The sequence below is a fragment of the Acrocarpospora phusangensis genome, from assembly GCF_016862995.1.
Lineage (GTDB): Bacteria > Actinomycetota > Actinomycetes > Streptosporangiales > Streptosporangiaceae > Acrocarpospora > Acrocarpospora phusangensis.
Map to the genome: position 1 here is coordinate 53,194 of NZ_BOOA01000020.1, position 23,732 is coordinate 76,925.

Annotated in this window: 19 protein-coding genes and 1 pseudogene; 15 read left to right on the forward strand and 5 right to left on the reverse strand. The window is 64.2% G+C overall.

The features are described 5' to 3' along the window. Nucleotides 1–32 precede the first annotated feature (32 nt). The 6 genes from Aph01nite_RS14380 to Aph01nite_RS14400 all read left to right on the forward strand — a co-directional run bounded on the left by Aph01nite_RS14380 (nt 33) and on the right by Aph01nite_RS14400 (nt 9,918). Nucleotides 33–1,013: an ISAs1 family transposase gene (locus Aph01nite_RS14380; protein WP_204041363.1), complete on the forward strand. Its 981-nt coding sequence runs from the start codon at nt 33–35 to the stop codon at nt 1,011–1,013. Between the two features lie 27 nt (nt 1,014–1,040). Continuing rightward, the gene (locus tag Aph01nite_RS14385; RefSeq protein WP_204041364.1) at nt 1,041–1,223 is read left to right on the forward strand and encodes a hypothetical protein; all 183 of its coding nucleotides are present in this window, start codon (nt 1,041–1,043) and stop codon (nt 1,221–1,223) included. Between the two features lie 170 nt (nt 1,224–1,393). Continuing rightward, the gene (locus tag Aph01nite_RS42615; RefSeq protein ID WP_373872295.1) at nt 1,394–1,597 is read left to right on the forward strand and encodes a helix-turn-helix domain-containing protein; all 204 of its coding nucleotides are present in this window, start codon (nt 1,394–1,396) and stop codon (nt 1,595–1,597) included. Nucleotides 1,598–2,714: 1,117 nt separating this feature from the next. Beyond that, nucleotides 2,715–4,100, forward strand: a complete 1,386-nt coding sequence (locus Aph01nite_RS14390; RefSeq protein ID WP_204041365.1) for a Wadjet anti-phage system protein JetD domain-containing protein — start codon at nt 2,715–2,717, stop codon at nt 4,098–4,100. Further along, nucleotides 4,093–5,457 carry a hypothetical protein gene (locus Aph01nite_RS14395; RefSeq protein WP_204041366.1) on the forward strand — a complete coding sequence of 455 codons (1,365 nt, stop codon included), beginning with the start codon at nt 4,093–4,095 and terminating at the stop codon, nt 5,455–5,457. The genes Aph01nite_RS14390 and Aph01nite_RS14395 overlap by 8 nt, the downstream gene beginning before the upstream one ends. A 1,284-nt stretch (nt 5,458–6,741) precedes the next feature. After that, nucleotides 6,742–9,918: a coiled-coil domain-containing protein gene (locus Aph01nite_RS14400; RefSeq protein ID WP_204041367.1), complete on the forward strand. Its 3,177-nt coding sequence runs from the start codon at nt 6,742–6,744 to the stop codon at nt 9,916–9,918. Nucleotides 9,919–10,079: 161 nt separating this feature from the next. Here the strand turns inward: Aph01nite_RS14400 and Aph01nite_RS14405 are convergent, their stop codons facing one another. Together Aph01nite_RS14405 and Aph01nite_RS14410 are read right to left on the reverse strand one after the other, a co-directional pair. Then, nucleotides 10,080–12,587, reverse strand: a complete 2,508-nt coding sequence (locus Aph01nite_RS14405; protein WP_204041368.1) for a hypothetical protein — start codon at nt 12,585–12,587, stop codon at nt 10,080–10,082. A 514-nt stretch (nt 12,588–13,101) separates the two neighbouring features. Beyond that, complete coding sequence (locus Aph01nite_RS14410) at nt 13,102–14,511, reverse strand: hypothetical protein (protein ID WP_204041369.1); 1,410 nt, start codon at nt 14,509–14,511, stop codon at nt 13,102–13,104. Nucleotides 14,512–14,804: 293 nt separating this feature from the next. Here Aph01nite_RS14410 and Aph01nite_RS14415 point away from each other — a divergent pair, with 293 nt between their 5' ends. From Aph01nite_RS14415 to Aph01nite_RS14455, 9 genes and pseudogenes are all read left to right on the forward strand, one after another. Then, nucleotides 14,805–15,215, forward strand: coding sequence for a 6-pyruvoyl trahydropterin synthase family protein (locus tag Aph01nite_RS14415; RefSeq protein WP_204041370.1), 411 nt, complete (start codon nt 14,805–14,807; stop codon nt 15,213–15,215). Then, entirely contained in the window at nt 15,212–15,958 is a 747-nt protein-coding gene (locus tag Aph01nite_RS14420; RefSeq protein ID WP_239161683.1) for a 7-carboxy-7-deazaguanine synthase QueE, read from the forward strand. Before Aph01nite_RS14415 ends, Aph01nite_RS14420 begins: the two co-directional genes overlap by 4 nt. Before the next feature lie 51 nt (nt 15,959–16,009). Next, a complete protein-coding gene (gene folE / locus Aph01nite_RS14425; RefSeq protein ID WP_204041371.1) occupies nt 16,010–16,648 on the forward strand; it encodes a GTP cyclohydrolase I in 639 nt (212 codons plus the stop codon). Further along, a complete protein-coding gene (locus Aph01nite_RS14430; RefSeq protein WP_204041372.1) occupies nt 16,645–17,469 on the forward strand; it encodes a hypothetical protein in 825 nt (274 codons plus the stop codon). Before folE ends, Aph01nite_RS14430 begins: the two co-directional genes overlap by 4 nt. Then, a complete protein-coding gene (locus Aph01nite_RS14435) occupies nt 17,466–18,545 on the forward strand; it encodes a hypothetical protein (protein ID WP_204041373.1) in 1,080 nt (359 codons plus the stop codon). Before Aph01nite_RS14430 ends, Aph01nite_RS14435 begins: the two co-directional genes overlap by 4 nt. Beyond that, nucleotides 18,542–19,234, forward strand: coding sequence for a dTMP kinase (locus Aph01nite_RS14440; RefSeq protein WP_204041374.1), 693 nt, complete (start codon nt 18,542–18,544; stop codon nt 19,232–19,234). Before Aph01nite_RS14435 ends, Aph01nite_RS14440 begins: the two co-directional genes overlap by 4 nt. A gap of 372 nt (nt 19,235–19,606) precedes the next feature. Next, nucleotides 19,607–19,837: pseudogene (locus Aph01nite_RS42620) on the forward strand (DUF2797 domain-containing protein); the annotation flags it as partial. Between the two features lie 199 nt (nt 19,838–20,036). Further along, nucleotides 20,037–20,192: a hypothetical protein gene (locus Aph01nite_RS14450; RefSeq protein ID WP_204041375.1), complete on the forward strand. Its 156-nt coding sequence runs from the start codon at nt 20,037–20,039 to the stop codon at nt 20,190–20,192. A gap of 60 nt (nt 20,193–20,252) precedes the next feature. Beyond that, complete coding sequence (locus Aph01nite_RS14455; RefSeq protein ID WP_204041376.1) at nt 20,253–21,104, forward strand: class I SAM-dependent methyltransferase; 852 nt, start codon at nt 20,253–20,255, stop codon at nt 21,102–21,104. A gap of 19 nt (nt 21,105–21,123) precedes the next feature. Here the strand turns inward: Aph01nite_RS14455 and Aph01nite_RS14460 are convergent, their stop codons facing one another. From Aph01nite_RS14460 to Aph01nite_RS14470, 3 genes are all read right to left on the reverse strand, one after another. Then, a complete protein-coding gene (locus Aph01nite_RS14460) occupies nt 21,124–21,654 on the reverse strand; it encodes an NUDIX hydrolase (protein WP_239161685.1) in 531 nt (176 codons plus the stop codon). A gap of 210 nt (nt 21,655–21,864) precedes the next feature. Next, nucleotides 21,865–22,032: a hypothetical protein gene (locus Aph01nite_RS14465; protein ID WP_204041377.1), complete on the reverse strand. Its 168-nt coding sequence runs from the start codon at nt 22,030–22,032 to the stop codon at nt 21,865–21,867. Nucleotides 22,033–22,217: 185 nt separating this feature from the next. Further along, nucleotides 22,218–23,585: a site-specific integrase gene (locus Aph01nite_RS14470; protein ID WP_204041378.1), complete on the reverse strand. Its 1,368-nt coding sequence runs from the start codon at nt 23,583–23,585 to the stop codon at nt 22,218–22,220. Between the last annotated feature and the right edge of the window lie 147 nt (nt 23,586–23,732).

Sequence of the window (23,732 nt, forward strand, 5' to 3'; positions counted from 1 at the left end):
ATGCAACACCATCGCCATGCTCACCCGCCACATTGAACGTCCGCACCACCACGCCCGTCACCGCCGAACCGCCCGACCTCACCGAGCTACCCGGACTCGCCCAGATCCTCAGCTCCGTTCCCGATCCCCGTGACCGGCGCGGACGCCGGCACCGTATCGGCTCCCTGCTCGCGTTATGCCTGATCGCGGTCATGAGCGGCGCCCGGTCCCTGGCCTCGATCGGCCGGTTCGCCCGCGACAGCGGCCCCGCCGTCCTGACGGCGCTCGGCCTGAGATGCGCGCACAGCCGCCCGGCTGCCAGCACCATCGGACGGCTCCTGGCCAGCCTGGACGGCGACGCCCTGGACACCGCGACCGGCCGTTTCCTGGCCGCGCTGACCGCCCCCACCCTGACCGGCGCACCGGACGACAGCCTCCCCGGTGGCCGTGACCTGCGCGGACTCGCCGTCGACGGCAAAGCCCTGCGCGGCACACGCACCAGCGGCGGCGGCATGGTCCATCTGCTGTCCGCCACCCTGCACGACGGACGCCACGTCATCACCCAGCGCCAAGTCCAGGACAAAAGCAACGAGATCAATTCATTCGGGCCGCTTCTGACGGGGCTGGACCTGGCCGGCGTCGTCGTCACCGCGGACGCGATGCACACCCAGACCGGCCACGCCCAGCAGGTCATCGCCCAGGGCGGCGACTACATCCTCATCGTCAAGGCCAACCGGCCCGCCCTGCTGCGGCAGGTCAAAGACCTGCCCTGGAACCAGATCCCGCTCGGAGACCGCACCACCGGGACCGGCCACGGCCGCGCCGAGATCCGCCGGATCAAGATGTGCGGCGTCCGCCCCGGCCTGCCCTTCCCCGGCGCTGTCCAGGCGATCCAGATCAAACGCCGCCGCATCCGCCGCGCTCCCGGCCGCAGGACAAAGATCACGATCAAGACCGTTTACGCCGTCACCAGCCTCACGCCCGGCCGCGCCACCCCCGCCCGCACCGGCCAACTCGTACGCGGGCACTGGTAGGTGGAGCCACTGCACCACGTCAGAGACGTGACGATCGGCGAGGACGCCTCACGCGTGCGCACCGGAAACGCGCCACGTGCCATGGCCACCTTCCACAACCTGGCGATCGGCCTCGCCGACGCTCTCGGCTGGACGAACATGACCGAGGCCGTGGAGCACTACCACACCAATCCCGCTCACGCTCTTCAGTGGTTCGGACTCACGATGTGAGAACGTTTCGGCCCTGATCAGGTCGCCGTGCTACGCCGCCAGGTGAACCGGCCTGATCTCCAGCCGGTGGATCGGGTCGTGCTCGCGGCCTTGTCTCGGATGCTTCCCCGCTCGTCGTGGGATGTCTTCTTCGTCACCCCCGCGACGTTGCTGCGCTGCACCGTGCCCTGGTGACGCGCCGCTGGACCTACCCTGCCCAACGCCCAGGTCGCCCCTCTACACGCGCGGACATCCGGGAGGCGGTGTTGCGCCTGGCCCGGGAGAATCCCACGTGGGGCTATCAGCGCATCAGCGGCGAACTGACCGGCATCGGCCTTCGGGTACCGCCCAGCACCGTACGCGACATCCTCAAAAGAGCCAGGCTTGGCCGGTGAACAAGCCGGTCGGGAAAGAGCGAGACCCGCGAGCCCGCTTTCGGAGGTGCTCTTATGGTCCTCAGGTGGATCTGACTTGACGTGAGGTGCCCTTAGCGATCTTCAGGCGGCACGGCGCGTGCCCAGTCCGTGCCCATGAGCAGCCAACGAGCAACACCTTGCGATCTCGCCTCGATATCGAGGCCCCAAATCGGGAGGAATCGGCAGGTCAAATGGGGACAAAGGTGGTGGGGCGCCAGGGATTCGAACCCTGAACCTACGGATTAAAAGTTCGAGGGTTGGATGCCGTCCACTGTCGCGGTGTGTCGAGTCCTGCCGTTTTGCCCGCTGACATCCCGGATTTAGTGCCGGTCGGTAGCGGCCCGTGCCGCGTCGTATCACGTACCAGCGAGCAACCGCCGAGCAACCGAGAACTACCCGTCTGGGCTTTACCGAACCACAGGGGACGCGAACTAGGCCCAGGTCTTTACACTGGCTTGCCCTGTTAAGGGGGCCGAGCGGCTCCAGGCACGGTGGCAGTGGTGGCGCTGAGGGGGACAGCTTCGGCGGCCAGTAGGAATCTAACCACGCAACGCGTGGTGCCTCGCTGTCCATCTGATCAGTTCCTGATGGTGAACCGGAAGTCGATCGATCAAATCAACCGATCGGCAGTCCCGGCCGCCTCGATCGCTACCTCCTCGTTGCCGAGCAGTCGCACATGTCCTCGGCGGGTCGAAGAGCGACTCCATCGTGATCGCACCGCGCGGCATCCCGTCGCTGGCTTCGCCCCGGCCTGAGCAAGCACATCTTGCAGCAGAGCTGCGAAAACGGGACACGCTGTTCAAAGCTCGTTGGGATGCATAGCCCGAAGTTCAGGCGGCCTGTGTAGCAATTGAGCGTAGTTCGGTGGCACGTACTCGCTTCCAGAAACGGTTCGCGGTGTTGGACGACGAAAAGATCAAGACAAAAAGGTGAGATCGGGGCAATTTGTCACCAAGTTGGACTCCATTGGATAGTTTCTCGGCCATTCATGGAATTAAGTCGGTAAGGTCTAGCATCTACTGATGCAGGTGATGCCTCGTTTGCGGTCCGAACAAGATCACCAATGGCATGGCGAGCCATAGATCAAGGTGGGAGTGTGCACCTCTTATTCGGCGAACGTGAGGGGCGGGAGCGGGCCTCTATTGGCGGCCTGCCGCCTGGAGTCGTCGCAGTAACGGTTCCCGTACGGCGCAACGGCCAGGGCCATTTGCCTCGGAACAAGCGCGGTCAGCCCAACATCGAGATAGTCGATCTTGTCGCGGAAGGCCCTACGAGTGCGTATCGGCCACCGGAAACCCTGGATTCGCGCGAGCTGATCTTCGCTTTGGAGGCTGGGCGCAGAGATTGGGCTACGGTCGTCGGCTATTTCGGTGCCGACCGGGTATCGCAGAAGGCGATCGATTTGGTGGTGGCCGGTGGAGTGATCCTTCGGTGCGCTGTCGACGACGATCTTGACCTAGCGCAGCCGCTCAGTTGGCGTCGGTCGCACTCGTGGTCTCTCATGCATGTCGATGTCCTCCATGATCTTCGTGGTCGGCCAGATCCGGACGCGCTCCGTGGTGAGCTGATCAGGAAGATGATGGACGTCTCCGAGTTGGATGGCGAGCGCACGCTCCTCGAGGCTGTTGCCTCCAGGTCGCCGCTACGTGTGCCGAACGGATCCGCGACTCGGGCCGGCGCATGGAGCGTCTATGAGCACGCGTTGCGTGCAGCCATCGTGTGGTTTCCGCACAACGCAGACGGTGGCGACAAATTGACGGCCAACGACCTCGCAGGCAGAGCCTTCTTGGACTCCAAGGCTTGGACGCCGGAGCGTGAGGCCGCCTTTTCCAACCTGATCGGCCAGGGGTTTGACCAAGCCGTCGATAAAGCGGACACCGACTTGCGGCTGCGTGGTCCGTTGACGTGGACTCTTGGCAGCGTGGCCGCTGATGCGAACGTGGCTAGGCCGTGGATCGCGCTCCCTGCGCGCGGAATACGTGCTGCGGGCAATGTCTCATGCAGCGCTGTCGGTGTGCTGATTGTAGAGAATGCCGACACCTTCGAAAAGGTGTGCAAGATTCCCGGTGTACCCGAGCGCTGGCTGTGTGTCTGGGGTGAAGGCTACTCAAGCGACGGAATGGTGCACCTCCTGCGCGATCTTGATTTGCCGGTAGCGGCGTGGTGCGACTTGGACGCCCATGGTATTCAAATTATTCATGTGCTGGAAGGAAAACTTGGCCGACTGGTTCACTCGCTTGGCATGGACCTCGAATTATGGGAAAAGACCCCACACCGCAAGAATCAGAAGGCAAAAACTGTTGACGGAGACAAAAAGCTGGCTGCAAAGCTTGCTCTGAAAGGGCCGGTATCCTTGCGGCCACTCGCCAAAGAGATCGCTAAGTATGGAGGGTCGTGCGAGCAGCAACCGATCCAAGAAGGCGTGCTGCCATTGTTGCCCCGGCTCCTTGAAAACGTGATCGCTGGAGCTGGCCGTGCCTGAGGTCGATATCGGCGAAGTTCTGAATGAGGACGACCGCGCGGACATCTTCCAGCCGACGGAACAGATGAATATATTCGATTCTAATCGCCAGCAGCTGAGCCACACAGAACAGAAAGCAACCTGGAAGTCATTTGCCGCTCCACTAACCAGTCGGGCTGGAGCTGTAGTCGAGGAACCCGATCTCGTCGAGATGGTTGTTGCGATCATCGGCGTATACTCGGAACATCACGGCGAGAACGGAATGACGTTTGCACAGATACGGGAAACGCTTCTCCGTCACGGGGTAACCATTTCGCCTACAGCTATAAATGCTAGATTAGAGCATTTGCATGCTGAAGGGTTCCTGGAGAGCTATCTCCCAAAGGTATATCAAGGAAAATATGTCATCAAACCGGCTGGATTGGTTGGTGCGCTGGCGGCCCAGCGTGTGGTTGAGCATGGTGGAATTGACGAAATGGTGTTGCTCTTAGACCGGACACGGGCTGCACTTCAAATGGACCACCCCGATCCACGAAGGGTACTCAACCACCTGCAGACATGTCGCTTCACGCTGACTGTTTTTGCAAGAGACCTACAACGTTGCGTGGCAACAGGAACTTCGGCTGAGCTCATAACTACGGGACGTCAGCACGACCACAGTGGTTACACCCAACAAGTGGCTGACCTCAACGCGCTTGTGACCTCCCGCTTTGCGGGCGTCTATGAGCTCGAGGACGCGGGCGCAGCTCTTATAGAAGCTGAACAGTTCTATCGGGCCCAGGTTCGTGCAGCCATCGGCAAGGTTCTTGCTCAGGGTGGTGCGAGTCTCAATTTCGACGTCCTGACACCACGCGAATACGAGGACGCAGCGATCACGAGCAGCCTCGATGCTCTCGCCGCAGTGGGCGCCCATCTCGTCGCGGATGCTCCAGAAATTGTGATCGATGTCAGCCTGATGATCAACGCTCTGGACCACTACCGGCCACGGTCGAAGCATCGGATTCGCCCACCTGAACCACCTGCGGGCGCTCACGACCCCGATCCAATTGCCGCAGTCGAACAAGCAGCGAGGGAGGCAAAGCGCCGTCGGCGGCTTGGCCTGGAAGCACTACTTGGCGGAAGATCCGAAGCTGATTTAACCGAGGCGATGAAGACCAGTTGGCCGGCGGCACTCCAAATACTCACGGACGCGATGGCTTTGGATTCCGACAAAGACGAGCCCTTCGTGCTGACCATCGACGAGCATCTGCTGGTCGATCGAGAGGCACCGGTTACCTACCTGCACCCTGCACGGCTGATTCGCACCGATGTGATGCCGGAAAGCTTGGAATCAAAAATCGACCAATTGAACACCACGGACGGCGGTGACCGTGACTAGCGATCAGGCCGAGGCGGCTCGGTACACCGAGTGCCCTGTGCAAGGGCAAGCCTCTGTGGGTCCTGGTGCGCTAATTCTTGCCCGTATCCGAGCAGGCGGCGATATCGAGCTGCCGAGTGACCGCTCAGCGCTGGCTCAGGCGGCCCAGGCTGCCGCCGCGTCGGACAGGCGGCTTGGTGAACTGGAGGTAGGTCCCAATCGAACGATCCTCGTCAGAGGATGGCTCGACGATGCGGCGCCCAACCCCAACCTGCACCCTTCTGCTCCAGCTCCTACCCTGTCGCCCATCTCAAACCTGGTCTGGGCAGCCTGCCTAGGCGCGGCATGGCCAGAACCAGAGTCGGATCCGTTCCCGGGGCACCCATTTTCCCGCCATTCGATCCTCACGACCTGCACTGACCTCGGCGCCGACCGAAATACCGTCGTATCGGCGTTGGACACCACGTTGCCCGGAGCTGGCCTTGTCAGGTGGAGCGGAGCTCGAGGAACGCTAGGACCAGCCGCTGCTGCTCTTCCACTGACCACGTGGGCCCAACTGCGACGGATCCATGACCGTCTGCCTCAACCGACGGATTCCGATTCCGCGTCGGCGAGTGATGAGCAGGAGACGGGCTCGCTACCTGCACTATCCGTGGCAGGCGTCCGATGGTTAACTGCCGAGGGGCGAGCGCCGGCGAGCGACTTCGACACCACGGTGCGAATGATCGTGTGCGCGTTAGATATGGCTGACGGTTCGGTTGACCGAGACGATCTGCCGATGCTCGCCGATCCGACAATCCAGTCAACGGTTGAGTCAACGCTCGCGCAATCTGGCCGAAGTCTCATTTCGCTGAGTGCGCGCGAATGGATCACCGGATATCCGGACCCGATAGCGGAGGCACTTGTCTGTGAAGGGACCGGAACCCTGCATCCCACACAGCGAGCAGTACTCGCCCTTGTACTCATTCATACGGTAGCGATTCCGCGGAGTAAGAACCCTCGCCTTGACGATAGATGGACCAGCAAGAATGGCGTCCAACTCGACAAGATAATCGCTAACCGGGCGATCAATCGCACAGCCGCCACGAACGCTTTACGCGCACTTCGTCGCGCAGGCTTCATCGCGAGCGCTCAGAGTGGTGGATACGTTCCTGGTCCTGCCCTATCTCGGCTGACCGCGAAACAACGAAACATGCTCTGGGAAGACATGATCGTACTTGGCAGGCCTCACGGCAACATGGCTCAACGCATCAGAGACGCACGCAATGACGTTACCGGAGTTAACGAGGGAGCTGGGAAGAGTCGATGACTGCGGAACTGTTGCCAGGCCTGGCCAGGCCTAAGCGTGGAGTAATTGGAACGCGCCAGCTTGTACTGATTCAGACGCTAGACATTGCACGGCTCACCAGCCATCCGGTAGGGCTGATACCCGAAACGTTTATTGCCGTTACGGGAATGGGGCCGGTCGATTCAAACGAGTCGGGAAAGACCAGCTTCCTGGCCGCAGTTGCTCTGCTACTTGGCGATCCCGAGTGGCGCGTAGGCGGTAACGGCGCCGCCGGGGTCGCGGCGTTGTTGTTTGAACCGGTCACTGCCGGAATCGCCACCGGAGCCAGTGCTGCCACCGAAGGCTATATTGCAGGAATCTTCGCTGACCCCGATCGTATCCCAGAGTCCGCGCATACGGTCTGGATGAAGATCTCCTCTAGTGCCCCCTATATTCAGGTGCGGCACGCTGCTGGAGTTCATCTGGCGAGAGGGATAGACGACCGGGAAAGGCACGCAACGGCGCCCCAAGTGTTCCGCTCTCTGGCTGGTGACGTACTGGGCGGAGGTGAATTTGCCGAAGTTCTGTACGGCCGAAGTCCTCGCGTCCTGGCGTACGTCGCTAGCCGAGGCCAAGTCCGCTCTCGCCCTTCCTTATTAAAGCTGGATGCGGGTACGTTCACACCTGAGCAAATCGGAGATTCCCTCATTGCCCTCACAGGCAGGGCGACGCTCTTCGAAAGGGATGAGGAAGACCGCCGCGGCCTCGCCGCTAAGCAAGCCGAGTTGAACACGCACAGGGAAAACGACCGGGTGTTCACGGACAAGGAAGATAAGATTCTCAGGCAAGTTGACGCGCGTGAGGATCTTCGAAATCTGATACGCAGCGCTGTCAGGCTAAGAAGCGCCAGCCTTGCCCGCTCAGTGATAGACAGCCATGCACGAGCAGAATCGGCCAAGTATCTCCACGAGAGAGATACCAAGGTTCGCAGTCGTTTGGCGAACGATGTCGAATTCCTCGCCGGGAAGCGGACGGAACTCGGCAGCATTAAAGGGCTTCAACAAGCTCTAGACAAAGCCAACGATGATTTCGAAAGGGCGGCCGGAGCCCACGAACAAAGCCTTCAAACCGATGGGCAACTTGCGCAAAAAGAGGCCGGCCTGAACGAGCAGATTGACGAGACCCGCCGTGCAGCCAACGGGTATAACCTCGCGACCGAGTTGAGTGCAAAGGACGCAATCGCCAAGAGTGAACTGCTTCTTGAAGCCGTGGGTGAAGCGAAGGGTGATCTAAAGGCCGCAACGGAGGCGCTCGGCGAGGCCCGCCAAGCAAGAGAGCAGGCTGAATCAGGACAGTTCGGTTCAGCCGGTGAGGCCATTCGCCGGCTGGAACAGGAGAATATCGAAGCCACCTCTCTTGTCGCCTCGGTTCGCCTTCATGCCTCACATCGACACACCTGGGAAGCGCGACTCGCCCCCTGGCAAGACGCCATCCTGATCGCCCGAGACGATCTGGCTTCCGCTCTACCCCTACTGCGTGACCGTCCGGGAACGATCCTGATCTCTGAACCATCTGAAGATCCGGATGGTAGTCAACGCGACAGATTGATTCTCCCAGAGGGTATAGCATCGGCTCCCGCCCGTGCTGCTCATTTCTTGAACTCTCTATGCAGTCAAGAAGCTACAGGCGAGCCAATCTTCCATGTTAAAGATGAAAGTTCCGGCATTCGCATTGTCGGTGAGTTTGAGACGCCGATTGTTGGACATGACGACTTGATAGCCCATTGGGACCGGCGAGTTGCCGATGCGACTCGAGCCCACGGCGGTTACTTGTCGGCCCTGAAGCAAGCCACCGCGCACTCAGACTTGGCGAAGTTAAATGCCGAAAGAGCTCAGGCGGCCGAGAGACTGGCCGACCTCCTGGGCAAGAAGGGAGTGGCGCAGCAACAACTCAGTGCCCACCGAACCGAAGTGATGCCATTATTGCGAGGAGCTCGTGACACGATGGCGCTCGCACTCAAAGCGGCGAATAAGGCGGTCGACGACTATACAAATTCTCTCAACGAGATCAACAGCAAACTGCTACAGGCGCAATCGGCTCTCCGTGAAAGGGATGCCGCCATCGCCAAATACGAGGCGGCCATTCGTCCCGACGATACCGTCCTAGCAGTGTGGGGGCGCGGACTTGACGCTGCGCTACGTGAGCTTGGCTGGCCCGGGCTGGAGGTCGACGAGGAGTATGACGTCCTTATCGACCAGGCTGAGCCACCTGTGCGCAGTGTCGACGGCGGGGACATAGAACGAAGAAGCGCTTCGCTGCTGCTACGAACCGCCAATGACAAACTCGTTGAGGCGGTCGCCAGATTTCGCGTATACCCAGAGGCAGGTGGAGCTCCGCCGACTGATGTCGCCGATAGCGTAGCTGCCTACTTGACGAGTCGAGACAACGCAGAAGGCCCTTCTGCCGACCTTTTGGCCAGCACGCTCGGTGTTCTCACGGGCTGGCTTGACGACTTCGCTGAGCGAGATGCATCAGCTCATGACGATGTCTTGCGCGGTCGTATGCAACGTGCGCAGGTGACAGAGTTCGCCGAGGCAAAATGCCGCGAGCTTGAAGAGGCTTTGGGGGTGACCCAAGGTGCGATCCGCCAGCGTGCATCATCAGCACTTGACCGGATCAGTCAGGCCCTTGACTCACTCAACCGCCGGGCACCTAATGGGCTGGGTGCCAGACTGGACTATTCCATCACGCCGCCGAGCGCTCCGGACAAGAAGTGGGTCTGCCAGGTCACGCCGAGATGGCGGCGAAATCCGGCGGGGCCGATGCTTGCGTACGACAACGTAACCAATACTGCACAAGAAAAACTCTTCTCAATTCACCTCGTCCTGGCAGCGTTGCTGGCAGCCCCAGACTCTCGAGGGCGAGCACTGATTCTCGATGAACTGGGCGATTCGCTAGGCTCGGAGCACCGCAGGGAAGTTCTCGATGTAATTGCCGCCGTTGCTCGCGAACACGGAATCATGATCCTTGCAACTTGCCAGGATGCAATCATGACCGAGGCTGGTCCACACTGTAGGGAGATTTTATACTTTCACTACCCATCGAAATCTGAGGCGCTGAACCGCCCAACAAGAATGTTCGGGTTCGACCACTTAGGTAATCGAGTTGAGCTGACGGCAGAGGCGCTGATGGAGGGGCGGAACTTGTTCAGCTAGAGGCGGGTTTTCAAAGCAGGAGCCGGTTCCGAATGGGGATGGGTGCGGCACACAATACCAACCCAAAGTGTCAGTTAGGTTCGATGTGATGTCCATGCGAAACAATGGCTCTGGCCGATTAAGGATGCAAGCCTGCCAGAGCTAGGGCGATGACCTCCTCATCAGCGATCTTTCGGCCAAGGAGTAAGAAGCCCGGTTTCAGCGTCAAGTTCCATATCGGTCACCGTTGCTGTGCCTAGTCCACAGATGAGGCGTGCCTGCGGAGCGGGCATAGTCCACGGGCGCTGTCTTATCTCCTGGCGTAGGGCGTCGACGCTCGCCTGTTGCCACTTCGCGTCGGTTGTTGCTAGGAGAATCTGGTCCGCTTGGATCTGCTCCGCGAGAAGCGCTCGTTTGGCGATTGCTTGTCGAAGCGTTTTTCCCTCACCGAGTGATCCAGTGCGCTTCGCCTCTGCTGTGATGATTTTCCCGTCACGGAGAGCAACCAGATCGCACTCTGCGAGGGGACCGCTGTCATCTGAGAGTTCAAGCTCTGCGGCATCGTTGTATTCACGACTGCCGCTACGCAGGTGATGGGAGAGCAGGAGCGGAATTTCCCCGTCCTGAGCGAGATGCTCGCGGACGGTTGGATGTAGGTCGTAGTACCATTGCGGCTCGTCTTCTGGCTTTCGCCAACGGGCCTGGGACAATGAATTTGCTGCGGAGCATCGGGGGCACCGGTTCATCTGTGCAAGGTCGCCGATTTCCAGGAAAGCCGGTCTCCCGCACAGTTCGCAGCCCAAGATGAGGCCACGCCGAAGAATCCCTCGTGTCAGCATTTCGTCGACCTGCTCACGAAAAACCTGAGTGGAGCCTTTGTCGGCTTCGCCGTAATGGAGCACTCCGGAGAAGGTGAGGTAGGCCTCCCATAGATGTTGGCCGGCACCTGTGGCGAGAACGTCACCGTTGGCTTCGCTTAGCGCGAGTGTGGATTTCTTTGCGGTTGGGCGAAATTTTCGCAGAACTGGCAACATCGGTCCTGCGAATTGGCTTGCGAGGGTGGCGCGATCTCCCCATAGCTGTCGCATTACTTCGACCCGGCGCCCGGCGGCTGAGAAGCGCATTCTCCGGTCGGCTTGCCTTGCCATTAGGTCGGCCCACCTGGCGAGCCCGGGAACGCGTAGTCGAGGGCGAGCCAGCCGAGAGACTGGTGACGTGCCGGCGGCGATGAAGTTGAAACGCTCTGACTCGTAGACGATGCCGTCGCGTCCGTTTCGAACCCATGTTAGGTAAGGGTCTTGGCCTTCTGCCAAGACTGCGTGACCATCGAGTCCGCGACCGCGAGGAGAAACCGTCTCGATTAGTTCGACATCGACCTGCCAGTGAAGGTTGGCCGAGCCTGCCAGTTCGGGCTGGTTGATCGCCGGGGGCGGGCAGATTACGGCCATCTCAACGTCGCCGGCCTCGTTACGTTTGATCGGGATGGCGTAGTCCTGATCGAACTGGCCGTCAACAGCCGAGTACTGCATCCTATCGGTCGGCCACGTGACAGCGCCCCCAAGCACATGCTCCTCAAACTGCTTAGCAAGCCGCTCGTGGTCGCCCTCACTCCAGAAAGTGGGCTGCCGAAGTTCGGAGAGGACCACATCAATCGATGGCGCCTCGAGTGATGTCGTCGCCACGATCACTTTCCCGCCCCGAAGGACGTGCTTGGAAAGCGTCGAACGAAGTCCAAAAATCGCCATCGACTGAACAGCATTGGAGGCCAGCCACGCGTTGGGCAACCAGATGCCTCGCCCATAAAGACGCCGGTACACATGGGCAAGTGCGAAGTCCTCCGCCGCATCGCCTACGACGACCACGACGTTCTGTTGGGGTGCGAAGCCTCGGCTGATTGACACGAGGCCGAGGCGGGACCGGGTGAAGGCCGTGTCGAGTTGTGCGGGATCCCAGCCAAGCACCAATCCTGGCTGCCATATCAACTGCGACGGTGGCGCGTTGAACCCTCCGTCAGGGGCCATCAGCCAAAGGATCAGTTGCCGGAGCGTGCTCTCATCGAGGTCATGGGTGCCACCCTGGCGTGGTTCTTCCACCGCGCCACACCGTGCGGCGGTCAGGACGCCAAGAGCATCGCCCCACCCTGCCGGGGCGCTGAGGCACGCGCCTTCAGAACTGGAGAAAAGGTCAGCGCATTTCGTGAGCCGGAAGGCGTCGCCTTCTGCGGCTAGCACGGTCACTGGTTCGTCCCAGCCGCCCCCTTCGACCCGACGGCGGTGAGGGGAGCATATGCCAGCGACCTGCTTTCGGGCCGCGGCGTCATCCGCCGACTCGACCAGACTTTCTCCGTAAGTCTGGATGAACTGGTCGCGATGCTCGCCCTCAAGAAGGACTCCGCCCTGATCTCTCAGAAGGAGTTCGCCGGGCGTCGCCTGTTCAACGAACCTGATGGTCCGCTGTAGCGCAACGACATAGTCAGGGTCGTAGGCTCTCGCTGCCGCCAAGAGTTCCGATCGGACCTGGCCGCCCTGATGGGGAATGAGGATGAACCCCTCACCACCCCACAATCTCGTGCATGCGTACAGGGCCAGGCGCGCCCAGTAATGCCACTGCACGCCCCCATCGAAGATCACTGCGACCCTCGGCGGGCGTAGCCCCATCCTCAGGGTCGCGTATCCGGGCTCATCGATCAATGGTCCCTCCCGCCTGGTCGGCTGTGCGTGTTGGTCTTCGGGCCGATAGTGTCAGGAGTCGGTCGCCATAGGGATATCGGCGGTCTGGACCAGCACCCCCTTGACTGCGACCGGCGCGAACTGCGGAGACCGGTGGTCGTCCGGAACGAGCGTGCCTAGAGTAGGCGGCGCGGAGAATGTCATAGCAAGGGTAGCCAGGGTGCTGAAGGCACAAACGAGCACAACGATCCGTTCTGGGAGGGGCCCGTCAAAGCGGCTGCCATCCTGAACGAGGTTCCTTCTGTCCTCGGTGCGTTGACCAAGGCTTGGCAGTTCAACAAGCTGTTTGGGAAGCTGCAGGCCCGCAGGCCCACTTCCTGGGGATGCATTGTGGTCAGCACATGGGCTCGGCCTGACACAGTCAGCCTTAGCGATCTTCGCCCGTCGTAGGGATGCGCGCGGCCCGTGACGTCGACCCGAAGGCCGGAGTGCGGACAACCGATGCCGGTGAGTGCCCGCCAGGAGTCCTGGACAGCTACGCGGCGGTCCCGTCGGTACGGATTGGAGCCGGAAGGGTCCGCAGGCGTTCGGCGAGTTCGGTTGCTGACGCAACTGTCGAACTGTCGAGCAGGCGTCCAAGCCGTGCCAGGCGGTCTCGGGCGGTCGCCCGAAGCCGCGCCGGCGGGATGAGATCGAGCACGCCCAGCGCGCGGTCGGCCGCCTGCTCCGGGGCGTCGCGGGCTTCGGCGAGCGCGAGGACGAGGGTCGCGGCCGCCCACGCCGGAGTCTCAGCGGGCGCAGCGGCGATGGACTCGCGAGCGACCTCGGCAGCTCGGTCGAACCGTTCGAGGGTCAGGTTGGCCTCGGCCACGTGCAGGCGATGCTCGGCACGGTCGTACCCGAAACGGCCTGGCAATTCGACGGCAGACCGCATGATCTCGTCGCTCTCGCTGACAACGTCATCGGCTTCCGACGCCAGCCTAAGGGCAGCGAGCGTGGGCAGCAGGGCCCAGCCTAGGAGTTGCGCGCGGCGCAGGCCCTCGGGGGCGTGCTGAAGGCCGTATTCGGCATGCCCGCGGGCATGCTCCCAGTCCTGCCGGGCGGTGGCGACCATGGCCAGCGCTCCGCTGGCCCATGCGGTGAGCGCCCCCTCCCGGGTGGACTCCCCAAGGGCACCCGCCAGAGTGAGGTGGGCTCGGGCCCCGGTGCGATCGTCCAAGTGGTAGGCGAGGTTGCCGAGAAGAGCTGACAGCCAGCCGACCTGCCGCCGAAGGCCTAGTGCGGTCTCGCGGTCCGCTGCGGCCACCACGGTGGAGAGCAGACTGCGGGTTCCGCGAACCTCTTCCAGCAGGATCGCCGGTGGGTGCTTGCTGTAGTTGAGGGCGTAGTGCTCCACAGCCGCTTCGGCCAGGGCGACGAGGGCCGGGGAGCCTTCCGGTGCGTCGAGGACAGCCCACTGAACGGATTCGCGGATGGCGGGCAACCCGCTGGCGGTCGTCATGGATTCCCTTCGGCCTGTAGTCGTCCCCTCGCGTTGGTGCTGACCGTAGTGCAGTGGGGGTGGGGACGCGCAGGTGCTGCACCACAGGCAGCGTGTCGCCAGGCCAAGTTGGTCGGGGCGGGCCCCGTAGACCCGGGAGATCATCAACCGGTACTCGTCGCCGGGCGCCTCCTGCCCGTGCTCGTAACGGCACAGCATGGCGGGCGTCAGACCCGGTGGCAGCAGGCCCTCGGCCCGGTAGGCGACAGCCACCTCGCGAATCACCTGGGCCCGCGACCACCCCAATGCCAGACGCCATGCCTCCAGGGCAGTGAGCTCCGGCAGCGCCGATCGAAGGGTGGTGACGATCCGCTCCTGAGTGTGCCCCTCACGCTGACACTGAGCACGGATCCGGGATGCCTCACGCTTGATCTCCGCACGACGACCTCGGGTAACTCCGCTCACTGCCGACCCCCCGCCAGGTCCCTAGGCCGCCCTGGTGCATGGACACGGGACGGACATTGCGCAGTCCAGTCAATGTTCCTACAGAACAGCGGCAATGACGGCTGGTCAGCCGCAAATGCATCGTGAGAGACAGCACCTGCCGTGCGCTGAACCCCCGCCACTCCACCCGTCGACTTCCGTCTCGGCACGACGCGGGCCCACGTCCTGCCGGATCTCGAAACCCGGCTGCCGTCCCCTGTCTGAACCCCGCCGGGGCCGCCGGAGCCGCCCGTCCCAACTCATCAAGGACAACCATGGACTTCACTTCCGTTCCGCTGCCGCTCGGTGTCTTCACCATCGGTAAGAAGTTCGGCTTCGAGGCCGGCCACCGGCTTCCGGGGCTACCGCCCGAGCACAAGTGCGCCCGCCAGCACGGCCACAGCTACGAGGTCGAGGTCGTCCTCACCGCCCCCTCCCTGCAGGAGCCCGGCTTCATCACAGACTTTGATGCGCTCGCCCCGTTCAAGAAGTTCCTGGACAGCGAACTGGACCATCACAACCTGCACGAGATCTTGCCCTTCGAGCCAACCTCGGAGCGCTTGGCCCAGTTCCTGGCCGGCTGGTTCATCCAGAACCTCCAGCCGACGATCTCCGGACGCCTGGTCTCCGTCCTCGTCCGCGAGACAGGGAGCAGTTGGGCCCGCTTCGATGTGGAGGGGCAGTGACCACGTCTGGGCCGATCACCGCTGGATCGGCGACGGGCGACGCCAGGTTTTGGCTGATCGTCGCGGAGTGCTTCGGCGTCGAGGTCCCGACTTTTCAGGGCGAAGGCCCGAGCTGCGGGCACCCTGCCCTCTTCATTCGCCTCTCTCGGTGCAACCTCACCTGCGCGAAGTGCGACACGAAGTACACCTGGGACTGGTCCCGGTTCGACCCGCACAAGGAGTCGGTGAAGCGGTCCGTGGCGGACCTGGTGGCGTGGGCCGCGTCTTCGCCGGTCGAACTGGTCGTGATCACCGGCGGTGAGCCGTTGATTCAGCAGCCGCGTCTGGTGCCTCTCGTCCGCGGTCTGCTGGCCACCGGGAAGCGGGTTGAGTTCGAGACGAACGGCACCATCGCGCCTGCCCCCGAACTGGTGGTCGACGGGGTCCGGTTCAATGTCTCGCCCAAGCTCGCCAGTTTCGGCGTGGACGAGACCAAGAGCGTTGTTTCCGCCGTACTGGAGGCGTTCGCGGCATCCGGGCGGGCGGCGTTCAAGTTTGTCGCTTCCACGATCACCGATGTCGACCGGATCGCCGAGCTTGCCGAGGTCTACCGGCTCGCGCCGGTGTGGGTGATGCCGGAGGGCACCACCGCTGAGGCGATCACCGTAACTACCCGTCTCCTGGCGGACGCGGTCGCGGCCCGGCACTGGCACTTCTCTACCCGGCTCCACGTGTTGGCCTTCGCGGACGCCCGAGGCCGCTGATCGCAGGCACCAACCTCATCCGTTCCCAGTCCCCGGAAACGAGAGAAGCCCATGACGACCTCTGTCGCCAGACCTGCGGCGGTTCCGAGCGCCGAGGTACCCGTGCCCAGCCGGCTCTCGGCGCACATCGACGCCGTCCGGGTCGCCGACCTGATCGCCCAGCTCTTGGTCGAGTTGGGCGAGGACCCCGCCCGCGAAGGGCTGATCGGCACTCCGGACCGCGTCGCGGCTTGGTGGAACGCCTTCCTATCCTCGGACGGCACCGCGTCGGCCACCCGCTTCACCGAGTCCCAGCTGAGCAGCCAGCTGGTCATCGTGGGTGGTATGAGCGTGTGGTCGCTGTGTGAGCACCACCTGCTGCCCATGAACTTGCAGGTCACCGCCGGATACGTGCCGGTTGGCGAGGTGTTGGGCCTGTCGAAGTTCGGGCGGATCGCTCGGCACTTCGCTGGTCGCCTCCAAGTTCAGGAACGCTTCACCCGCCAGGTCGCCGAGTACCTCACCAGCGTGATCGGGCGCGAGGACGTCGCCGTCGCCGTGCGCGGTGTGCACCTGTGTATGAGCATGCGCGGCGTACGGATGAAGGAGGCCAGCACCACCACCGTGCACACGGGCGGGCGCTTCGGCACCGACACCGTCCTCTCCCAGCAGTTCCTCACCGTCGCAGCCGGGCACTGGGGGACGCTGTGACGGCCACGGGCATCGACTTCTCCGTTATCGCCCCGCCCGCCTACTTGGAGAACTTCGTCGCCCAGGAGCCAGCCCGCGTCCACCATGTGGCCGCTCAGCGAGTCCTCTCCGATGAGATCTACCGGGCCTTCTTCGCCCGCGAGGCCGAGCGCGGCGCCGAGGTCATCGTCGACAACGGGCTCTTCGACCTCGGCTACGCCTTGCCCGCGACCAGCCTCGTCGTAGCCGCGCTCGCCGTGTCGGCGAGGGAGATCATCCTGCCGGACGTCATGCGGGACGGGGCGGCGACGCTGCGGGCGAGCAAGCAGGCCGCGCGAGAAATCCGGGAACTGTCCGGCGACGCCTTCCGGCTGTGCGCAGTCCTGCACGCAGCGGACGACCAGGAGTGGCTGCGCACCTACGACGCCATCGTGACCAGCGGCTGGGCCGGGGCCGTCGCCCTGCCGGCCTCACGTCGGCCGGACATCGGCGGGCAGCTGTGCCGTACCCGGTGGGCAGCGACCGCTTACCTGGAGGACCGCGGCATGGTCGACGATCTGATCGTCTACCGGCTCCTTGGCTTGGGCCGCACCGGGCACCTGGAGTTGATCGAGCAGCGCGAGCACGAGTGGATCTCCTCCGTGGACGGCGCGGCCCCGGTCATCCTCGGCGCGATGGGCATCGCCCTGTCGCACGAAGGGCCGTATGAAAAGCCCTCCACGCCTCGGATCGAGGAGCTCGGCCCGATCGCCGAGGACCGATTCGACCTGATCCGGAAGAACATCTCCGTCGTCCGAGCGGCGGCTGGCAGCACCGTGACGATCGCCGAGGAGCGCCGATGACCACCTTGCTGGCCGACCCCGCCCGGGGGCTGCTACGTGCCGCTCCGATCAACCCCTTCGGGCACACCATGGGCGGCGATCGGCTGCTGCGCTACCTGGAGATCAAGGTCCACCACCTCATCCAGGACCAGGGCTGGGACAGCATCCGTGTCCTCGGCGGCTACGACCGCACTGCGGTGATCTCCCGGCACGAGAAGAGCGGGAAGCTGTTCAACATCGAGCGGCCCACCGCCGAGGCGCACGGCCGTGACCTGGTTGTCAAGGCGTTCCCTGGCGCTGACTACGTCCAGCACTACGCGCTGATCATTGCCACGTACCTGGCCATGACCGGCCGCCCGGCTGACATCGTCACCTACCAGCCGCCTGGGCAGGAGGAATGCCGCACAGCGCTCAAAACGCTCGACCTGGAGCTCGACGGTGACCTGGTGATCGTCGGCTGGGGCCTGCAATGCCTCGCCCCCAAGGACGGGGTGTGGACTTACGGGCATGGCTATGCCTGGCAGCGGGCCGAGGTCGCTGGCCGCCGCGTGGTTTATCTCGGGTTTCTCCACAGCATCTGGGGCGACGTCGCCGGACGGGTCGTCACGCGCCTGGCCGAACTCGGCGTCGGTGACGTCGTCTACGTCGGCAAGGTCGGCTCACTGACCCCCGGCATCGAGCCCAACACGTGGCTGGCCACCGGCAACACCAGCCTGCTCGGCGGGGCGCTGGTGAGCTGGGACGACTTCTTCGGCGACTTCGCCGCCACCCAGGGCGGAGTACGGAGCGGCCTGCACGTCTCCTCGCCGTCGATCCTGCTGGAGGATCGCGACTGGCTGGCCCGGCACGCCACCTCTTATGCCTTCGTCGACCCGGAGATCGGGCGCATGGGAGTGGCGGCCTGTCAGGCGGGGATCAGATTCGGCTACCTCCACGTCATTTCCAACAACCTCGCCACGCAATACGCCGCCGACCTGTCCAATGAGCGTCAGGGCGATGTCCTGCACCGGCGCGCGGTCCTGGTTGACCGGATCCACGCCATCATCACCGGCCGCCTGACCGGAAGCGCGGCCCACACCTTGGGAGGAATCCGATGACGGCGAATGCGCCGACCACCCCCGAGCCTGGGAAGGTGATCTCCTTCGTCGGTGGCGACGGGGCCGGCAAGTCCACCCTTGCCACCCGGCTGCGCCAGGCCCTGAACGACGCGGGCCACAAGGCGATCCTCGTCAGCAAGCACAGCGCCGACGTTCCTCGGGACCCGGAGCTGTCCGCTTATCTCGACCGTCTCAACGAGCTGGTCTACCGGCGGGACGCCCGCGTCGCCAAGGCGTGCGGTGACCACTACTGGCTGTTGGCGCTGGCGTCCTGGTACACCCTGCAGGACCGGCTCGTGGTCCGGCCTGCGGTCGCTGCGGGCACCTATGTGGTGCTCGACAACGCGCACCACAAGATTCTCGCCCGGTACGCGGTCAACCCCGAGGTTCCCACTCGCCTCGCCGAACAGGTCTTCGCTCACCTGACCGAACCGGACGTGGTGTTCTTCCTGAACATCGGTGCCCGCGAAGCCCTTGCCCGCAAGGGCTCGTACACCTCCCTGGAGACCGGCCACTCCGGCGGCGACGATGAGGACTTCATCCGCTACCAGGACACCGTCCTGAACCAGATGCGTAAGCAGGCGGCGAGCGGTGCCTGGCTGTCGCTGGACGTCGCCGAGATGAACCGCGACCAGGTCTTCAAGGCCGCCTCCGCCGCGCTGGCCGACAGGTTGCATCTGGCTTTCTGACCCACCCACCGCTCCGATCGACGAGGAACGCGCATGGACCAGGCCCTGCCCACCAGCAGCATGTACGTCTGCCACGGCATCACCTGGGCGAGCAGAGACCCCCGCCTCCTGCTCGCCTCACTGCCCGACGGACCGCTCGTCCACGCCGGGATCATGGGCCAGCGTCTCGGCTATCAGGTGAGCGGTATCGGCCGGTGGTGCACCGGCCGATACCGGTTCGCCGACCGCGTCCGCGTCGAGGCCGTAGCCTGCCCAGACCGGGCCTCGGCCGAGATCGGCGGCCAGTGCGACGCCTGCGCCAGCAGGGACGAGTTCCGCTTCGCCCATCAGTTCCACTCCGGAGGCCATGTCCCCGACGCACTGGCGGCGTACATGACCCAGCCGCACTGGTTGTACCTGGCGACATTCGCTGACAGCACCACGAAAGTCGGCACTGCAGCCGATCCTCGCAAGCGCTCCCGCCTCGACGAGCAGGGTGCCCTGGTCGCCACCTACCTGGCCCAGAGTCCTGACGGCCGCGTCGTGCGGTTTCTGGAGGACGCCCTCACGCATCGCCTCGGCCTGCCGCAGACCGTGCGGGCCGCAGCCAAACTGACGGCCCTGGCGCAGCTGCGCGACCTTAGCTCGGTTCGCGCCGCCCATGAGCAGCATGTTGCCCGCGCGGCCGAAATCTTGGCCGACATGAACATTCCTGCCGTACTGGAGCCGTGGGAGCCGCCCGGCGACGGCGATCTGTTCCGCGCCCTGGGCATTGAGCGCGCCCTATACCCGCACGACACGCGAGGGCGAGCACGGACTGACAGTGCTCGCCTGTATCGGCACCCAGGTCCTCGCCTCCCTCGACGGCGACGGCGAACTGGCCTACCTGCTCGACCTCGGCGCCCTCAAGGGCCGCCGCATCACCCTCGGCGCGCAGTTCTCCTCACCGCCCGCCGCCGTGCAGTCCGCGCTCTTCTGACCTGCTCAACGCCCGGCCCGGGCTGCCGGGCCCTCTCCGCGAAGCGAGGCCACCGCACCCATGGCACCCCGGGACGCCATCCTCGGCTGGGACGAGGACACCAACGCCGAGGCGTACGAGACCTTCACCCGAGCCCACCCCATGTACGACGCCACCAGCCGCGACCTCGCCCGCCGAGCCCACCTGGCCGATGCTGGCTTGGTAGTCGACCTGTGCGGCGGCGTCGGCGCGACCGCCCGCGCGATCCTCGACCTGATCCCGGCCGGGGCCAGGGTTCTCTCCGTGGACAACGCCGCCGCGATGCAGCGCGTTGGGCGCCGCACCCTGACCGACGCCCGCCTGACCTGGATCACCGCCCCGGCCGAGCAACTCGCCGACCACGTCCCCGCCGGCGGCGCCGACGCCGTGGTGTGCAACTCGGCGATCTGGAAGACCGACACCCCTGCGGTGTTCGCAGCCGTCGCCTACATCCTGCGCTCAGGCGGACGGTTCGTCTTCAACATCGGTGGTGGCTTCGCGGGTGTGCGGCACCCCGACGAACAATCCGTCCCCACAGGGCCGTCGCTGAACTCCCTCATCCGCCAAGTCGCCGCCCGCAACGACGGATACACCCCGTCGCCTATGGCCACAGACACGTCGCCGACGCTTCCACTGGAGGCGGTGATCGAGCAATTGGCCGCGGCCGGACTGGCTGTCCTCGACACCGAGGTCACCGCGCAGCACAGCACCATGGCCGAGAAGAAGGCATGGCTGTCCATCCCCGTCTTCGCGCAGCCCGAAGGCAACTTCACCTACGCCCAGCGGATGCGGATACTCGACGCCGCCTACGCCTTGACCACCCCGGACGCCCCGACCGTGACGAGCTGGCTCGTCGTCGTCGCCCAGCAATCGGAGGCCGAGGCCACCGCATGACCACGGCGCCGCCCGGTACTCAGCGACCACCGATCGGCCGACTGGCTGCGAGGCGCCGAGCATGCAAACGGATCCGCTCGCGGTCTTCGGGGAAGATGCTCTGCCAGTCCGTGTCCAAGCAGAACCATGCTGGCGGCTGATTCTGCTCCCCGCCGAGCGGCACGTCGCGGCCGACGATCGCGGCGTAGGACAGGCCCAGCGTCGGGGACCAATCGGCCCGATAGGAACGCACCGCCACGGCTACAGGCTCGGGCAGCAGCGTGGGTCGTAGCCCGGTCTCCTCTAGACACTCGCGGACCGCCGCCGCACGCGGCCCTTCGCCCGGCTCTACCTTCCCTCCGGGCGGCACCCATCCGCGCACGCGGTGTTTAACCAGCAGTACGTGCTCGAAGGCGGGGTCGGTGACCCACACCTCGACCGCCAGCGGCTCCATAGGACGTTGGCGGGCCTCATTCAGCCACGCCCGGGCACCGTCGAACTCCAGCATGGCGAGGCGGGCATCCGCAACAACCTCGTCCAGGACCATCTGACCGGCATCACCACGACTCACCCGCCCCACCCTAGGCCGACGGACCGCTCTGACGTCGCAGAGACAAGCGGCCAGCCCTCGGTGTCGGCAGACCAATCGGCCCCTGAGACGGCTGGTCCATCTCTTCGGCCGCCTCGTGAGCCTGGGCGACCTCGGCAGCAAGGTGCGGGTCGGATAGGAGCCGGTCCAGATGGTCGTTGCCGCGCACAAAACTTGTGTTCTCCGGCTCAGTCATGGCTTCTCCTCGTAGGACGTCTCCCGTTCCCGCTGGTCGATCAGGACGTCTGCCCGGACGGCGACGCTGTTGTAGAACAGGTCGCCCAGCCTCGCTTTGTCTCCGGCACACAGCACGACGACCATCTTGCCGGTGCCGGGCGGGAACCAGCAGATCAGCCGCACCGCTACCTCCGGATGATAGGCGTGGGAGACTCGCCACAGCAGGTAGGCACCGCGACTGGCGGACCCATCGCAGCGTGGCTGTCTCCGCATCAAGGAGGCCGACCGCTTCGCCGAGGGCGTGACCCTGACAACCCCGAAGACGCGGTTATCGACGGTTCACGGCTGGTGATGACACGGAGCGGGCTCTACAGGTAGCTATCCTCTGGAGGGGTGTCGAACACGGCTTCGGCTGCGTCCACGACGGGTTGGACGGAGTCGAGGATGAGTCTGCGCTGGGCGGGTGTCTGTGATCCCGCGTATCCGGCCGTCGTTTGGTAGGACTCGTGGCCGGCCACCAGTTGCATGACGCCGGGAGCGACGCCGCCGTCTCGGAGCATGGTGATCATCGTGTGGCGGAGGGCCTGTGGTGTGATGTGTTTGGACAGGCCGCGTTGGCGGGCGAGGGTGAGGGCGGGCTGCAAGATAGTGTTGCGCTGGTTGCCGTAGTCGATGTAACAGCCCGCCACCCCCTGGAAGACCGGCTCGTCGGGCTGCTTGCCGTTCGCGTGCTGGGTCAGCAGGGTGGCGAGTTGGATGCTTATCGGGACCTGGCGGCGTTTCTTGCTCTTCGGGTACGGCTTGAGCTGCCACTCCTTGCGGCCGGTCCTCTCGTTCAGCAGCAGCGCGTACGCCTGGACGACGTGGATGACCCCTCCAGCCGGATCGAGGCCGGATACATGCAGTCCCGCGAGTTCGCCCCAGCGAAGGCCGGTTGCCATCTCGGTCACGACGAATAGCGCCGTGGCCGGATCGGTGTCGTAGACCGCCCGGAGGTAGATCTCCACCTCGGGTCCGAAGAGCACGGCCGGTGCCGCTACCGGTGTGGCGGGGAGATGGAAGCCATCACACGGGGTTGAGAACAGCAGGGGCGGTTCGCCGTCTTCGCCTTCCTGCATGGCGGCGCGGAAGACGGGTTTGATGGAGCCACGGTAGAGCTTGGCGACCGTCCCGGGGGACAGTGTTGCGGCTGCTCGTTCCTGCGGGACTGGTGAGCCTGCGGCCCGCCAGAGCCGCAGCGCCTCCGAGGACACGCGACCGGTCTTCTTGACGGGAATGTCGTTGGCGAGGGCCCATCGGCGGGCGGCCTGCTCGGGCGAGAGCGGCTTGCCCGGCTGGTGTTCGTTGCGCGCTGACGGCTTGGCGAGCATCCATTCCGCCCACTCGCGCAGGACCCGCCGGGTCACCTCGTTGAGCGGGAGGTGACCGAAGAACGGGAACACGTGCCGCTTGGCCTCGGCCAGGTAGTCGTATCGCCGAGTCGGCGAGGCCGCGGTGCGGGCGGCGTAGTTCGTCCGCGCGTACTGCTTGAACGTCGGCATGCCCGCATCGGGACAGGTGGAACCGGTCTGCTGAAGGCCGTGACAGCCCTTAGGGTAGCCTTCCGACCGGTTCTCACCGTTGTCCCCGACCAGTACCGCGAAGGACTGGGCGATCTCCTTGGTGTAGCAGGTCTCGAAGTCCTCCCGGCCGTGTCTTCCACCGCCGACCCGCCACTTGACGAGCCAGGCTTTCATTCCGTTTTCGCGGTCCGCTCGACGATTCGTGCCATGCGAGCCCCCTTGTCGTGGTGCTCGCATGGTGGCGGGATGACCCGCAGGCTGGAACGACATGACTCGCCGGCCTGGTCAAGTCCAGACGAGGGTTTGAGCGGGGGAACACGG

Bases quoted from the DNA above. Each gene is read 5' to 3' on its own strand.
- Aph01nite_RS14400 (WP_204041367.1), top strand. From the start codon at position 6,742: ATGACTGCGGAACTGTTGCCAGGCCTGGCCAGGCCTAAGCGTGGAGTA.
- Aph01nite_RS14415 (WP_204041370.1), top strand. From the start codon at position 14,805: ATGGACTTCACTTCCGTTCCGCTGCCGCTCGGTGTCTTCACCATCGGT.
- folE (WP_204041371.1), top strand. From the start codon at position 16,010: ATGACGACCTCTGTCGCCAGACCTGCGGCGGTTCCGAGCGCCGAGGTA.
- Aph01nite_RS14435 (WP_204041373.1), top strand. From the start codon at position 17,466: ATGACCACCTTGCTGGCCGACCCCGCCCGGGGGCTGCTACGTGCCGCT.
- Aph01nite_RS14440 (WP_204041374.1), top strand. From the start codon at position 18,542: ATGACGGCGAATGCGCCGACCACCCCCGAGCCTGGGAAGGTGATCTCC.
- Aph01nite_RS14455 (WP_204041376.1), top strand. From the start codon at position 20,253: ATGGCACCCCGGGACGCCATCCTCGGCTGGGACGAGGACACCAACGCC.
- Aph01nite_RS14470 (WP_204041378.1), bottom strand. From the start codon at position 23,585: ATGAAAGCCTGGCTCGTCAAGTGGCGGGTCGGCGGTGGAAGACACGGC.